General features: G+C 60.0%; 17 protein-coding genes and 1 pseudogene. 4 read left to right on the top strand and 14 right to left on the bottom strand.

Going from position 1 to position 14,278, the window contains the following annotated elements; translation table 11 throughout:
• Positions 1–346: 346 nt before the first annotated feature.
• From CPH57_RS01940 to CPH57_RS01930, 3 genes are all read left to right on the top strand, one after another.
• The gene (locus tag CPH57_RS01940) at positions 347–700 is read left to right on the top strand and encodes a hypothetical protein (protein WP_096241963.1); all 354 of its coding nucleotides are present in this window, start codon (positions 347–349) and stop codon (positions 698–700) included.
• A 159-nt stretch (positions 701–859) separates the two neighbouring features.
• Positions 860–1,228, top strand: coding sequence for an Hha toxicity modulator TomB (tomB, locus tag CPH57_RS01935; protein ID WP_004940312.1), 369 nt, complete (start codon positions 860–862; stop codon positions 1,226–1,228).
• 50 nt (positions 1,229–1,278) lie between these two features.
• Entirely contained in the window at positions 1,279–1,482 is a 204-nt protein-coding gene (locus CPH57_RS01930) for an HHA domain-containing protein (RefSeq protein WP_004940313.1), read from the top strand.
• A gap of 281 nt (positions 1,483–1,763) precedes the next feature.
• Here the strand turns inward: CPH57_RS01930 and CPH57_RS01925 are convergent, their stop codons facing one another.
• Both CPH57_RS01925 and gbpA read right to left on the bottom strand, forming a co-directional pair.
• Positions 1,764–2,282: a cytochrome b gene (locus tag CPH57_RS01925; protein WP_033642102.1), complete on the bottom strand. Its 519-nt coding sequence runs from the start codon at positions 2,280–2,282 to the stop codon at positions 1,764–1,766.
• Between the two features lie 52 nt (positions 2,283–2,334).
• Positions 2,335–3,762 carry an N-acetylglucosamine-binding protein GbpA gene (gene gbpA, locus CPH57_RS01920; protein ID WP_096241962.1) on the bottom strand — a complete coding sequence of 476 codons (1,428 nt, stop codon included), beginning with the start codon at positions 3,760–3,762 and terminating at the stop codon, positions 2,335–2,337.
• Between the two features lie 257 nt (positions 3,763–4,019).
• On the opposite strand from gbpA, the gene gspS reads away from it, so the two are divergent.
• Complete coding sequence (gene gspS, locus CPH57_RS01915) at positions 4,020–4,382, top strand: type II secretion system pilot lipoprotein GspS (protein ID WP_052752709.1); 363 nt, start codon at positions 4,020–4,022, stop codon at positions 4,380–4,382.
• Here the strand turns inward: gspS and CPH57_RS24795 are convergent.
• The 12 genes and pseudogenes from CPH57_RS24795 to gspD form a co-directional block, all read right to left on the bottom strand.
• Positions 4,379–4,885 (bottom strand): A24 family peptidase, encoded by a 507-nt coding sequence (locus CPH57_RS24795; protein ID WP_274256613.1) that lies wholly within the window; start codon positions 4,883–4,885, stop codon positions 4,379–4,381. The genes gspS and CPH57_RS24795 overlap by 4 nt on opposite strands.
• 30 nt (positions 4,886–4,915) lie before the next feature.
• Positions 4,916–5,083, bottom strand: a pseudogene (locus CPH57_RS24790) (prepilin peptidase); the annotation flags it as partial.
• Positions 5,084–5,209: 126 nt separating this feature from the next.
• A complete protein-coding gene (gspM, locus tag CPH57_RS01905) occupies positions 5,210–5,674 on the bottom strand; it encodes a type II secretion system protein GspM (protein ID WP_033651100.1) in 465 nt (154 codons plus the stop codon).
• On the bottom strand, positions 5,671–6,804 hold the full coding sequence (gspL, locus tag CPH57_RS01900; protein ID WP_096241960.1) for a type II secretion system protein GspL: 1,134 nt from the start codon (positions 6,802–6,804) through the stop codon (positions 5,671–5,673). The genes gspM and gspL overlap by 4 nt, the downstream gene beginning before the upstream one ends.
• A 3-nt stretch (positions 6,805–6,807) precedes the next feature.
• Positions 6,808–7,710, bottom strand: a complete 903-nt coding sequence (gspK, locus tag CPH57_RS01895; RefSeq protein ID WP_096241959.1) for a type II secretion system minor pseudopilin GspK — start codon at positions 7,708–7,710, stop codon at positions 6,808–6,810.
• Entirely contained in the window at positions 7,707–8,321 is a 615-nt protein-coding gene (gene gspJ, locus CPH57_RS01890) for a type II secretion system minor pseudopilin GspJ (protein ID WP_042783795.1), read from the bottom strand. Before gspJ ends, gspK begins: the two co-directional genes overlap by 4 nt.
• Positions 8,318–8,665 (bottom strand): type II secretion system minor pseudopilin GspI, encoded by a 348-nt coding sequence (gspI, locus tag CPH57_RS01885; RefSeq protein WP_046688366.1) that lies wholly within the window; start codon positions 8,663–8,665, stop codon positions 8,318–8,320. Before gspI ends, gspJ begins: the two co-directional genes overlap by 4 nt.
• Positions 8,577–9,152, bottom strand: coding sequence for a prepilin-type N-terminal cleavage/methylation domain-containing protein (locus CPH57_RS01880; RefSeq protein ID WP_069100187.1), 576 nt, complete (start codon positions 9,150–9,152; stop codon positions 8,577–8,579). Before CPH57_RS01880 ends, gspI begins: the two co-directional genes overlap by 89 nt.
• Positions 9,149–9,577 (bottom strand): type II secretion system major pseudopilin GspG, encoded by a 429-nt coding sequence (gene gspG / locus CPH57_RS01875; protein WP_033644207.1) that lies wholly within the window; start codon positions 9,575–9,577, stop codon positions 9,149–9,151. Before gspG ends, CPH57_RS01880 begins: the two co-directional genes overlap by 4 nt.
• 41 nt (positions 9,578–9,618) lie before the next feature.
• Positions 9,619–10,830: a type II secretion system inner membrane protein GspF gene (gene gspF, locus CPH57_RS01870; RefSeq protein ID WP_096242817.1), complete on the bottom strand. Its 1,212-nt coding sequence runs from the start codon at positions 10,828–10,830 to the stop codon at positions 9,619–9,621.
• Entirely contained in the window at positions 10,820–12,316 is a 1,497-nt protein-coding gene (gspE, locus tag CPH57_RS01865; RefSeq protein ID WP_172427996.1) for a type II secretion system ATPase GspE, read from the bottom strand. The genes gspF and gspE overlap by 11 nt, the downstream gene beginning before the upstream one ends.
• Complete coding sequence (gene gspD, locus CPH57_RS01860; RefSeq protein ID WP_172427995.1) at positions 12,313–14,277, bottom strand: type II secretion system secretin GspD; 1,965 nt, start codon at positions 14,275–14,277, stop codon at positions 12,313–12,315. Before gspD ends, gspE begins: the two co-directional genes overlap by 4 nt.
• Position 14,278: the final 1 nt, after the last annotated feature.

Here is a 14,278-nt window from a genome sequence, read left to right as displayed (position 1 = left end):
CAGCGCACGGCCGCGGAGGTGGTGAACAACGAATTCAGTGACGACGCGGCGTCATTTTGAGAAGTGGGAATCAAGGGAATAACCAAAGCAGCAGATTTATAGTTACAATATAACATCACAATTAATAGTATGTCTCAAGCGTTGCCGGACTCATTAATGCAACGGAACGTAACAGCTCGTCGCGCAGCAGGTCCCTCCCCCCTCGCCCCCTTATCAAACTCAGGGATATTCACGTTCGGCAAAAATGTTGGCGGAAGGTAAAAAAACAGCGGTAAATCGAAAAATTTACCGGCGCGAGTGGAAAAGGAGTAAGATGAGCAGATAACATTGTTGTTGGCCGAGATTAATGCTTGTTACCCTTGCCTGTAACCTGGACGTCAACGCACTTTCTGTTAAAAAATTAAAGAAAGTGATTAATGACAATATTGCGGAGTTAGTGCCGCCGCTGACCAGCGGACTCAGTTTTTATTCTGAAAGCGCACGCTATGCCGAAGATTCATTAGAAATACTTGATATAGTGCAACAAGGTGACAGCGATTATTCAATGAGTTATCGCTATAAGTGGGGCATTTTTAATGCTTGCCTGGATATCAACAGCGAAGACACGATCAGCGATAGCGTCCGGTTCCGTGTGGCGCAACGGGGTTTAATCTTCGACATCATTGATAACTCACGCCCATCAACCGCGGATGAATTGTAAGTTTACGTAATAACTGCAGGCCAAACGCGAAAAAATGATTTATATTCATTTTACGGGAAGTTTATTTAACCACCGTTAAGCTGCCTCCGTTCATGATGTAAATCAGCTTACTCACATAGTGTTATCAACACCGCCATTAAGACTTACGGAGGGGATGATATGGATGAGTATTCGCCTAAGCGACACGACATTGCTCAACTCAAATTCTTGTGCGAAAATTTGTATGATGAAGGTATCGCCACCCTGGGAGACAGCCACCACGGGTGGGTCAACGATCCGACATCCTCCGTCAACCTTCAGCTTAATGAGTTGATCGAACATATCGCTTCGTTTGTGATGAGTTATAAAATTAAATACATGGACGAATCCGATTTGTCGGAGTTAGTCGAGGAATATCTCGACGATACCTATACGCTGTTCAGCAGCTACGGTATCAATGATTCCGACCTGCGCCGCTGGCAAAAAACCAAGGCGAGATTATTCAGAATGTTCTCAGGAGAGGACATCTGTACGACAATGAAAACTTAGGGGATAATTATTCCCGAGCTATTTTACGGTTATTAAACTAAAAGGCCACCATGACTAAAACCGACTATCTGATGCGTTTACGTAAATGCACCACGATTGATACTCTCGAACGTGTTATTGAAAAAAATAAGTACGAGCTTTCCGATGATGAACTGGAGCTGTTTTACTCAGCCGCCGATCATCGTTTGGCGGAGCTGACCATGAACAAGCTGTATGACAAAATCCCCACCTCCGTTTGGAAATATGTCAGATAATCAGCCCCCAACGCGTTGAGCCGATGCTTTTATCGGCTTCAATGTTCAAGTTGAATAGGTCATTTTCCTATTGACAACGAAATGTTAATTACACTTATCTTTGCCGTTAATAATAAATAGCAACAATTCTCGGTTAATGCCCGGGGTATTACGCCTTAACGCTATTCACGCGTGAAGACGCTCGCCTCACATTGCCTATGTGGTGCACATCGCGGCGAATATCCCTGAGGCCATCGCTGCCACGCCGCCGCGCCGGGCGGCGTGATCCATCACCGCCAGGCTCAGAGCATACGGCGCAAAATCGCCCGCCGGGCGAAACAGTGATGCTTAATCACCGCCGCGATGTGCAGCACAATCATGGCCGACAGCGCGATGCATGAATAACGGTGCACGGCGAAAAAGAAACGATTAACCTCAAGATTCGCAATCGGACGGGGGAAATCGATCGCGCCGAAAACCGCAAAGTCATGCTCCAGCATGAGAAATCCGCTCAGCAACACCACGAAAATCAGCAGGTAGAATATTTCGTGCAGCAAATGCACCAACCCCTTCTCGCGCCCTTGCAGCATATCGCCATAAGGCACTTTAGGCCGGAAAAAACGCCAGATAAAGCGTGCCGCCATCAGCGGTGTCAGCACCAAGGCCAACGACATATTGGTCACGGAGAAAAAGGCGAAGATGCGCGCATCCGTCATAAAATGCAGTGAATAACCCACGATCATGACGTAGATCATCACGGCGGCAATGCCCCAATGCAGTAACCGACTGAAAAGATCGTAACGGGCAGGTTCGTGTGACATAAAGCTCCTTTAAAAGCGGCCATCATTGGCCGCTTGACTATCCGATGCGCACTTACTTTTTCACGACCCAGGCGTCCTGCCAGTTGGATCCCACGCCCGGCTCAAACTGAGTCGCGCCGCTGTTCCACTGCATGCAGTAACCGCTGTAAGGGAAAGGTTTGCACTGATAAACCTTGCCGTCTTTCGGTTGCAGCACCGTGGTGCCGGCGGTGTATTTACTCAGCGCGTTCGGGAAGACGAAGTTGTAGTCGCCATTGCCGCCACCGCCGGTGGATTCAGCTTCCAGATTGAAGTTTTCGATATCCGGCTGAATGCTCTGCCCATTGTCGTTGCTGGCGATCACTTTCAGCATGTGATGGCCCTCGCTGACGTTGTTCAGCGCGACGGTCAGCGGCTGGCTGGCGTCTTCCAGCGTCTCTTTCACGTAGCCTTTTTCCGTCTGGCCGTGATCGTAAACGCGCGCTTCAACGGTCAATTTGCCTTTAACCTCGGCATTGAAGGTCAGCTGAGCTTTACCGTCCTTGATCTTGGTGCTGGACAGGTTGCCGATGCGGATCTCTTCGGTGATAGTCGGCGTTTCTTCCTCATAGGAGATCACCACGCTCTTCATCGTGCTGCCTTGTTTGGCAAAGACCGCATTATTGCCAAACACCGGATTGACGTTGCCTTTACCGTCTTTCACCCCGGCACGCACCGCTTTCTGTTCGGCGTTGATCTTGCTGGCCAACGCGTGGCTCCAGCGGTTTTTGTCGGTCAGCGCCTCACTGTCGATCGCCAGCTCGGTTTTCATCGTCAGCACTTCACCGTCCGCATCAAAGAAACGGGCGATCACCTTGTCGCCAACCTGCAGGTTTTTGCCGGAGAGAGAGCCTTGCAGCTGCTTGCGCCATTCGGACACGACGCCGTCGTCCTCGAAGTTGACGTCAACCACCTGATAGAAGCTGTTCACCGTGTCATTGATTTCCCACACGCCATAAATCACCTGATAGCCGGTTCTCTCCGGCACCACGCACTGGTGCACTTCGCGATCTTTTGGCGCCTGAGCATGGCCATCGACTTCACAGAACGGCTCTTTTTCGAAAGCCTCGCGCGACAGCGGCTTATTCACGTCCCAGTCTTGTTTGGTGATGTAATAACGCCAGTTATTGGTTTTGTGCTTGGCGGTGTGGTACCAGGTGAACGTCTGCGGTCCCGGCTTCATGGTGTTCAACGCCCAGACGTTGACGCCCTGACGATCCAGCGGCTCGAACCCGCCCACCCCGCCGCTGGCCAGCTGGCCGTCGCGCGGCGTCGCGCCGCCAGGGAAGCCGGAAACCTGCTCGACGCTCTGCGGTTCCCACTGCGCTCGGCCGCAGTCGGTGTTGCTGCCCAGCTTGCACTTGTAGGCGCGGCTCTCGGGCACTTCGATATAACCGTGCGACCAGGCGGCCGAGGAGGCAGTGAGCGCTGCCATCATCAGGGCGATTTTGGATAATTTCATTACGACTCCAGTTAAATTTATTGGATTCCAACTGAGTGAGAAGAAACTCAAAGAGATGCGGCGATACCGCGAGAGGAATAATAAGTAGAAGCCCTGAACGCCCGGCACTTAGAATGCATTAAAATAATAAAACCTAATGCCGTCAGAATATTAAACCGCATGATAAAGGGTTAAAATATTCCTGACCTCGTAAAGCGCCGCCATGCGGCGCAAGAAAATACCGACACCGCGCCAATTAATTCCACAGGGAAAATAACGTGACATTGAAAAACATCGCCACGGCGTTCATGGCATGCCTGCTGTTATCCGGCTGTCAGCACGCCGCCAAATCGGCCCCTGACGCCGCCATCCAGCGCGACCAGCTGTCATCGCTGGTCGGCGCCGGCCAGTTTCTGAGAGAACGCTGCAACCGCGCCGATATCCCGACCAACGACCCACTCGCGGCGGCGGCGTTGCAGGCGGCGGAGAGAAAAGGCTGGGCGCCGGCGCTTAATCGCACCCAGTTGCTTGATGCAGGCAAAAACGTCGCCGCGCAGCTGGAGGCCGACGCCACGCCGTTGCAAGAGAAGTGCAGCGGACTCAACCGAACGCTGGCGCCGTTTTTAGCCCAGCTCCGTTAACCCGCCAGCGGTAGCGCAAGCCACTGGCAGGCTACCGCGCCGGCGCCCGCCACCGCCAAACCCGGGCCAAAAGGCAGGGGCTGCGCCCCATCGCCGCCGCGCCACACCCGCAGCAGCAGCCACAGCAGGCTGCCGGTGGCGGCAAACAGCAGAATCGACGGCAAAACGGCATAGCCGCCCCAGGCGCCGAGCGCCGCCAGCAGTTTAAAATCGCCGTATCCCAGCCCCTCGCGGCCGGTCGCGAGACGAAATCCCCAATACAGCAGCCACAGCGTCAAATACCCCGCCAGCGCGCCGATGACCGCCGTCGGCAAAAATGCCGGGTGCGCCAGGCAATGCCACAACAGCCCGGCCCACAGCAGCGACAGCGTCAGGCAATCCGGCAACAGCTGACACTCGCTGTCGATCGCCGCCAAGGCCAGCAGCAATGCAGCAAACGCCAACATGAAAACCCAATCCACACCGATGCCAACGCGCCAGGCCAGCGTTATTCCCATTAGCATCAGCAATAGCTCCACCAGTGGATAACGGATGGAAATAGGCGTGCGACAATAACGACAGCGACCGCGCAACAGCAGCCAACTTAATAAAGGAATATTATCGAGCGCCGATATTTTCATTGTGCAACACGGGCAGAATGAACGCGGCAAAAAGAGATTAAATCGTTCGGCCTGCGCCATTTCCATTTCGCGCTCAAGCATGACAGGCAGCCGATAAACGACCACATTGATAAAACTGCCGATGCACAGGCTCAACACGGCGCTAAATAGCAGCCAGTGTTCATCGGCCACTGCGTTTATTGCGGATAGCATGGTTCTCTGGATCCTCTATTGTCGTCGCGTGGGTGACATCGCCGGTTGCGCCGTTACCCGCAGTTGGCTGATTTGCACCACGCCCGGCGCCTGCCCCGCACGTTCTGCGGCGAGTGAGAGCACGCGGATCCCGTGCTCGCGTTGCAGGGCGGCCAGCCACGGCAACAGGCGTTCAAATGGCACGGGCGGCAGCGTGACCCGCACATCCGCTTCACTTTCCGTCAGTTCGGCGATGGCGATGCGATATGCCAGCGCACTCTGTCGCAGTCGCTCCGGCAGTTGCTCGCGCGCGGCGGCGCTCTGCGGCAAACGCGCCTGCAATTGTTGGATGACGCGCGCCTGCTCCCGCAGCGCCGCCAGCCGTTGTGCGTTTTTTTGCGCCTGTGAAAATTGATACAGGCAGTAGCCGCAGGCCATCAGCATCAACAGGCTTAACAGCACTGCCCGCCGCAGCGCCTTATCGCGCCAACCGATGTTCATCGCTCACCTCTCACCGTCAGGATCGCCTGGTTAGGCGCGCTTCCCTCGCTGAACGTCATGCTGACGCCACCGTCGTTGACCGGCGCCGGCAGCGGCGCGTCGTTTCTGTTTACCGTCACCACCAAACGATCGTCGGCGGCGTCGAAAGCCAGCGTCTGCAACTGCGGAGGTTCCCAGACAGCAAGCGCCTCGGCCGCGTAGGGCAACAGCCTGAACAGCTGCGGCGCATTCAGGGTGTCTTGCATACGCCGTGCCCACGCTTGCGCCGCCCGTTCGGCGAACGCCGGCGCGGTCTCGCCACTCGGCAGCAGGCGCTGAGTCAGCGCAGTTATCTGGCTTTCGCTCTGTCTGGCCATTAATTGGTGATGCAAGCCCCCCACCAGCAGCGAACCGCTGAGCAACAGCATCGCGCAGGCGGTCTTATCGGGCAGACGGCGCGGCCAGCGCACGCCCGGTTTGAAACGCCCCTGCAACAGCGTGGATGTGCTGTTCCAGGCCTCTTCCGCCAATCGCCACAGCGGATCCTCATCGATACGCGCCGTTTCCCAGCCCGCCGGCACCTCTCCGCCACTGTGCAGACACCAATCCGGCGTCGGCCACGGGACGCTGTCCCCCCAGGCATCGGGCAACTGCATGCCCTGCATGCCCCCCGTTCGGAGCAGCCAGTGTCCGCGCCAGCGCAGTGCGCTGCATTGGTTCGGCAACGGCAACGCCAGCACGTCGGGCAGCAGGGCATCGACGCGAATGCCGCAGGCGTTGAGGCTATCAACCCACCCTTGCATCTGCGCCAGCGCAACGCCGGCGATAGTGAAATCGCGCTGCACCTTGCCCAGCACCGCCCAATGCATCTGCTCGACATCGGTCAACAACCCGGTCTCATGGGAGTACGCCAGCGCCAGCGGCGTCGCCTGCCGGGCCTTGCCCTGGAATGTCGTTTGTCTCAGCACCACATGACGGGCAGGCACCAGCACCACGACCCGGCTGCCCTGCGCCATAGCCGCCAACTCGCTACCGCCTTCGGCCAGATCGAGGCGGGCGGCAAAGCGGCAGCGCGTCTCGCCGACGCGGCCCCAGCGCACATCGGCCATCGCATCATCGTCCAGCGCGATAAGCAGGATGGTGTTCGCCATCGTTTACCCTTCCCCTCTGTCGAACCGACGTCCGCTGACCGTGACGCCTGACGGGCTCGGCTGCAACGCGCTGACCAGCCGATAGCGTCCGTCGTTCAGCCTAAGCTGCAGCTGCGCAATCCAGCGGTTATCGTCGAAAATAAGTCGCTCGCCAAGGCCATCCTCGCCCAGCGCCTGCAGCGCTTTTTCCTGCGACAAAAACGCCAGCGTCTGCCAGCCCTGCGGCGGGCGGGCCGCCAGCAGCGCCCGCAGCCGCTCATCGCTCAGCGCGTTCATCAACATCGCCCGCAGCAGCGGCAGCTGAGCGTCGTTCACGGCGTCCGGATTGAGGCGCAGCTCGGCATCCGGCGCCGCACAAAGCAGCGGCGCAAGACGCAGATAAAGCTCGCGGTCGATGCCGGCCAGCTCCCGCAGCTCGCTGACATCCCCCATCAGATATCCTTCGCCATAGGCTCTGGCGACGATCGCATCGGCAATCGCGCCCGCCTGGGCAGCGGCGATCCCCTGATTGTTCAATAGCAGCATGAATATTCGCCTCTCCTTATTGGGGGGGCCCCCCTCGCTATCGCCGACATCCGCCGGGCCGGCGGCGCGGATCAGGGCGTTGAGGTTGAAACAGGCGTCAACGCGGCGCAGACGTATCGCCACTTCCCCCTCTTCGGTGCGCATGCTGAAGGTCACCCCTGATGCCCCCCACGCCTTCCGCTGCTCTCCCGCCTGCTGCAGCCGCTGCCGGGCGTAGCTCTCGCCGCCCAGCAGCAACCATTTCGCCCTCAGTCGATCCTGCTGAGACTGGGTGCGCACCAGCGAACGCTGCCAGTTATCGTTGATATTGACCGCCACGATCGCCATCAGCGACATCATCAGCAACACCATCAACAGCGCCATACCGCGTTGTTTATTCATAGTGGCCTCGCAGCGGGCAACGTGACGATGCGCCGGACTTCCCCCAGCGCGGGGGTGTCGATGGCGATTTCCACCGCCTGCGGCAGCAGCCCGCCGGCGCGCCAGGCCGTCAACCATTCGCCCTGCCGGTAAAAACGCAATTGGAACCGCGTCACCTCAGACAGCAGCAGCACGCTGCGCGCCGCCGCCTGCGGGCTGCTCAAATTCGGGTAACTGAGGCGTTCGAGCCGCCCCTGCCGGTAGCGATACGCCACCCGCTCCTGCGTGGCGCGCGGCAATCGGGCCTGGGGGTTCGGCCAGCCGTTTCGGATCAGCAACAGCTGAAAATCGCCGCCTTCCTCTCCCGCCGTCTGCAGCACCGCAAACTCCGGCGCCGCCGGCCAGCGTTTATCGCCGGTCGGCGCGCGCGCCTGCGCCTGCGTCAAATCGCGCTCGACGATCGCCAGCGCCCGTTGCAGCTGGGTCAACTGCGTCGATTTGCGCTGGGTGATTTCGTCGTTTTTCAGCACGCCTCTGAAGACCGTCAATGCGGTGAGCGACAGCATGGCGAACAGGGCGATGGCCAACAGCATTTCCACCAGCGTAAAACCCCGTTGCAAAGCGCGCTTCACAACAACGCCCTGTAGGTGAGCATCTCCACCAGCGCATTGCGATCCTGCGGGTCGCGCCTGACTTCAATCGCGATCGCCCGCATCCCGGCGTCGCTGGTCTCCCGCCCGCGATAGCGCCAGTGCCAGGTTTCACCGGCCATCACCGTGGTGCCCGAATGCCAGGCGAGCGTCGGTGGGCGGGGCTCGAGCTGCAGCAGCGTCAGCTGGTTGTCCGCCACCCACAGCGCCACGGTCTTGGCTTCGATCGCGCTCAGGCTACGCACCTGGCCGCCGGTGCTGTTGATCAGCGCCAGACAGCCGATGGCGAAGATCATCATGGCCACCATCACTTCCAGCAGCGTCATGCCCTGCTGGCGTCTCATTTTCCGCGTCATCGCAACGAATGTCCGTCGTTTCAAATACAAAGTAACCGGGCGCCTGCAATCGCCACAGACACTTGCCCTGGGATAGCTCCACGCTGAATGCCGTGGTTTCGCCCCCCGGATACAGCCACACCTGCGGCAGCGCCGCCTCTGCGGCGAGCGCGACGGTTTGCCCTTCAACGCTCAGCCGCAGCGCGACGCCGTCCGGCAGAGCGTACTGCTCCCGGCTCTCCCGCCCCGCTTCGGCGACGCTGCGCCAACCGCCATCATCGAACGCCACGCCATACCTCACCCCTTCGCGCTCGGCCCGCTCGGCGAGGGCATTCAGCCAATGGCTCAATCGCTCTCCCTGCTGCGCCAACGGCTTCTCATCCGCCGGAAAACTCAGCATCACCAGGCCGCTGGTCACCCCCAGCAGCAGCAATACCAACATGGTCTCCAGCAGCGTAAAACCGCGTATGCGCCTCATGGCGCGTCGGCCACCCAGTTACCGATGTCATCATCGGTATCGGCGACGCCGTCCGGCCCCAGCGTGAACACATCCAGCTTGCCATGGCGCCCCGGGTTGCGCAGACGATACGCTTGCCCCCAGGGGTCTTGCGGCAAGCGGCGGATATAACCGTCTTCGGGATAATTCCTTGGGATCGGCGCCAGCGTCGGCCGGGTCACCAACGCCGCCAGCCCCTGCTCCGCGCTGGGATAACGGCCGTTATCCAGCTTGTACATATCCAGCGCGTTCTCCAGCGCGACGATATCGCTGGCGGCCTTTTGCCGATCGGCCTTCTCCTTGTTACCCATCAGGCTTGGGATGGTCAGGCTGGCCAACAGCCCCAGAATGACGATCACCACCATGATTTCCAGCAGCGTGAACCCACGCTGCCGGGACCTGCGCATATTGCTGATATGACTCACTTTACTCTCCATTAATGGCATGATTAGCCGACCATATTATTGAGCTGCAATATCGGCTGCAGGATGGCCAGAATGATAAACAGCACCGAACCGGCCATCGCGATCACCAATAAAGGCTCAAACAGCCCCAGCGCCAGCGTGATTTGCCGGCTGAAGGCCTCCTGCTGCATCGTCGCCGCCCGTTCGAGCATCATGTCCAGTTCGCCGCTGCGCTCGCCGGACATGATCATGTGTCGCATCATCGGCGAGAACAGCGCGGTGCCTTCAAGCGACGGCGACAATCCTTCCCCCTCTCGCACCCGCTCCATCGCCGCCAGCAGGCGCTCACGGGCAGCCTCGTTACCCAACACGCCGGCGCTGATGCGCATCGCCTCCAGCAACGGCACGGCGCTGGCGTTCAAAATGCTCAGCGTTTTGGCGTAGCGCGCGGTATTCACCGCCAGCGACAGTTTGCCGACCACCGGCAACCGCAGGATGAACGCATGCCAGCGTGCGCGCCGCGCCGGATCCCGCAGGCGATAACGGAAAGCGCCAAGTCCCGCCAGCGCCGCCATCAACACCGCCGCCCCCCATTGGCGCAATCCGTCGCTGGCGCCGAGCAGCATCCGGGTCGACAGCGGCAAGGTCTGCTTCATATGCACAAACTGTTCGATCACCTTCGGCACCACTGCCGTCAGCAAGATAGCCACCACGCCAATCGCCACCGCCGTCAGCACCATCGGGTACACCAACGCCTGCACGATCTTGTTCTTCATGTGCTGGCGCTGTTCGACATACTCAGCCAGCCGTTCCAGCACCGGCCCCAGATGGCCGGCGATCTCACCGGCCGCCACCATGGCGCAATAGAGACGGTCAAAAATCTGCGGATACTGCCCCAGCGCCTGCGCCAGCGGGAAACCCTCCAGAATGCGCTGCCTCACCTGAGTCAACGCCGCCTGCAGGCCTTTTTTCTCCGTTTGCCGCGCCACCGCCATCAGCGCCTCTTCCAGCGGCAGCGCGGCAGACAGCAGCGTCGCCAGTTGCCGGGTGAGCAGCGCCAGATCGCCGCTGCTCACGCCGCCCATCCAACGGCCGGCGAGCAGGCCGGCAAGAGCGGATCGCCTGCGCGCCTGCACCGCCAGCACCTGCCACCCCTTCTCACGCAACCGATCGCGGGCCTGGCGCAAAGAATCCGCCTCCAACACGCCACGCCGGGCGCGCCCCTCACGATCGCAGGCGCGATAATCAAACTTCATCGCCATCCCCTTCGCGCGTCACCCGCAACACTTCTTCCAGGCTGGTCTCTCCGGCGCACATTTTGGCGATCCCATCCTGGCGCAGCGGCTGATAGCGCTCCCCGACCAGCCTGGCGATGTCCAGCTCACCGTCGCTACGGTGGATTGCCCTGCGCATCGGTTCATCCAGCACCAACAGTTCATGCAAACCGATTCGGCCGCGATAGCCCTGCCCGCCGCAGGCCTCACATCCTATCGGGCGCCAGCAGGTCAGCGCCCGCGTCGACGCCAGCCCCAGTTGGCGCCGCTGCGCGTCAGGCAGCGCATAAGGCTCGCGACAGTGCGGGCAAAGCCGGCGCACCAGGCGCTGCGCCAACACGCCGCTCAGCGAGCTGGAAAGCAAAAACGGTTCAACGCCCATGTCCCGCAGCCGGGTCACGGCGCCGATCGCCGTGTTGGTATGCAGGGTCGACAGCACCAGATGTCCGGTCAATGAGGCCTGCACCGCGATCTGCGCCGTTTCACCGTCGCGGATCTCGCCGATCAACACCACATCGGGATCCTGACGCAGCAGCGCGCGCAGCCCGCGCGCGAAGGTCATGTCCACCTTGGGGTTCACCTGCGTCTGCGCGATGCCGGCCAGTTCATACTCGACGGGATCTTCGATCGTCATGATGTTGCGCTGTTCGTCATTGATCTGGTTCAGCAAGGTATAAAGCGTGGTGCTCTTGCCCGAACCGGTCGGGCCGGTGACCAGAATAATGCCGTGCGGCTGGCGGATCAGGCGCAGCAACGCCTGTTGGTGCGCCGCCGCCATGCCCAGGCTGGGCAGTTCGAGCCGCACGCCCTGTTTATCCAACAGGCGCATGACCACGCGCTCGCCGTGGCTGGCCGGCATCACCGACACCCGCACGTCGATCGCCCGCCCGCCAACCTTCAGCGCCATGCGCCCATCCTGCGGCACGCGCTTCTCGGCGATATCCAGCTTCGACATGACCTTGATGCGCGACACCAGCAGCGCCGCCAGCTTGCGCTGTGGCGCCAGAATGCGGCGCAGCGCGCCGTCAATACGAAAACGGATCACCAGCTCGCTCTCGTAGGTTTCGATGTGAATATCGGAGGCGCGCTCTTTGATCGCCTCACTCAGCAAGGCGTTAATCAGGCGGATAATCGGCGCATCGTCCTGTTCGTCCAACAGGTCTTGCTGCTGCGGCAGCTCTTCCGCCAACGCATAGAAATCCAGTTCGCCGCCCAGATCGTCGATCATTTTCTGCGCCTGGCCGCTTTCCCGCTGATAGTGCGCCACCAGCCGTTGTTCAAAGGCCTCCGTGTCCAGCCGGGCCAGCGTCGGCTCACCGGGCAGGCAGCGGTACGCCTCCATCAACGCGGCCTGGCTGGTCTCGGGGTGACAATACAGTTGGATGCCGCTCTGCCCGTCGACGGCCAGCACGCCATGCTGCCGCGCCCAGCCAAAAGGCAGCCGCGGCCCCACAGAACGGGGCTTCACGGGCGCGCTCCGCGCGAATAAAACGCCTCGATACGCGCGACGGTGGCGAGGAACGCCCGATTGTCGATCGCCTTCTTATCGCCGGCGATCTCGCTGCGCAGTGCGTTATTCAGCTCACGATCGTCCTGCTGCTCGGCGTCGAACTTGCCTAACTTGCGCTGGCTCTGCCGGGAATACCCCTCGGTGCTGCGAATGATGGTCGGGCGGATAAACAGCATCAAATTACGCTTGCTCGCTTTGGTGGCGTTCGAGCGAAACAGCGCCCCCACCAGCGGGATCTTGCCCAGGATCGGCACGCTGCTCTCCAGCTCCGAGTTGGACTTGTCCAGCAGCCCGCCCACCACCACGGTCTCACCGCTGTCCACCAGCACCGTATTGTTGACCGTGCGGATATTGAAGGTCGCCCCCAGCGAATCCGGCGTAGCGCCGGCGCTGTCGGCAACGCTGGAGACCTCCTGCTCGATCTGCATCAGCACGGACTGGCCCTGATTGATCTGCGGTTTGACCTTGAGCTTGATGCCCACCGTTTTGCGCGACACGGTATTGAAGACGTTATCGCTGTTGGTGGTTTGCGAACCGGTGAGGATCGGTACATCCTGGCCGACGCTGAACTCCGCCTCGGCGTTATCGAGCGTAACGATGCTCGGCGTAGCCAGGATATTGTTTTGGTTGTTGCTGGCGATGGCGGACAGCAATACGCCCCAGTTGCCGCTGTAGAAACCGGTCATCAGGCCGTTGGCCTTGCCGAACACATCGCTCATGCCGTTTTCGAACCCCGCCGAGATGCCGGGCGCCTGGCCGGCGAACTGCGTGCCGCCGCCGTATTTGTTGGCCCACTGCACGCCGATGTTCAGCCCCTGACCATCCTGCACTTCGACGATCACCGCTTCGACCAGCACCTGCGCGCGCCGTACATCCAGCTTGGCGACCACCGCCTCCAGATCGCGCATCACGTCCGGCGCGGCGGTGATGATCAGCGCATTGGTCTGCTCATCGGCCTTGATCACCACATTTTTCAACAGCGCCACGTTGGCGGCGGCGCTCTCTTTCTCGTTTTGCAGGCCCGCGCTCACGCCGGTCAGCACCTCGACCAGGCTCTGCGCCTTGGCGTATTTGAGCGGAATGACCTGGGTATTGCCTTGGGTGACACTCTTGTTATCCAACTGCTCAATCAGTTCTTTGGCGTGTTCGCGGGCCCGATCGTCCCCGGCGATCATCACGCTGTTGGTGCGCTCATCCGCCACCAGCCGCAGCGAGCCTGCCCCGGCCATACGCCGTTTACCCTCTTCGCGAAACAGTTCGTTCACCATCCGCGCAATCTCCGGCGCCGCCGCATGCTTCAGCGCGAAGGTCTCGACCTGATTGCCGTCGTCCTGATCCATCTCCCTGACAAGGTCGAGCAGGCCGTTGACCACCCCGGCTCGGCCGGTGATCAACAGCGCATTGCCCTGCTCGTAATGCGCCACGCTGCCCACGCCGATGCTGTCGTTAAGCTGGCGCAAGATCGGAGAAACGTCTTTGGCCGCGATATTGCGCAGCGGCACCACGCGCATCACCACTTCATCCCCTTCGGCGATCGCCTCGCTGCCGCTTTGCGACAGCGCGGCTCTTTTTCCCTCTTTGGCGGCGATCACCTTCAGGACATTGTTGGGCATGCCGATGACCGTATAGCCGTAGACGTCCAGCACATTGAGAAAGAATTGGTAATATTGCTTCTCGTCGAGCTGTTCGTAGCTGCGCACCGTAACCTTACCTTTCACCGCCGGATCGATAATGATGGTCTTGCTCAGGTTTTTACTGACCGTATTGATAAATTCCTGAATGTCCGTGCCTTTGAAATTGGCGGAGAATTGCTCCGCACGCGCCAGGCCCCCCAGGGCAATCATGACGGCCACCGCCGCTAACGCGCGCCATAAACCGGCGCTCCAGCCTGCGCGGGAACGAAAAATAAAATGCGTCATC

The organism is Serratia sp. JKS000199, from assembly GCF_900215455.1.
GTDB classification, from domain to species: domain Bacteria; phylum Pseudomonadota; class Gammaproteobacteria; order Enterobacterales; family Enterobacteriaceae; genus Serratia; species Serratia ureilytica.
Note: the sequence above shows the minus strand (reverse complement) of the source record. Positions and strands in the feature narration are given on the sequence as shown.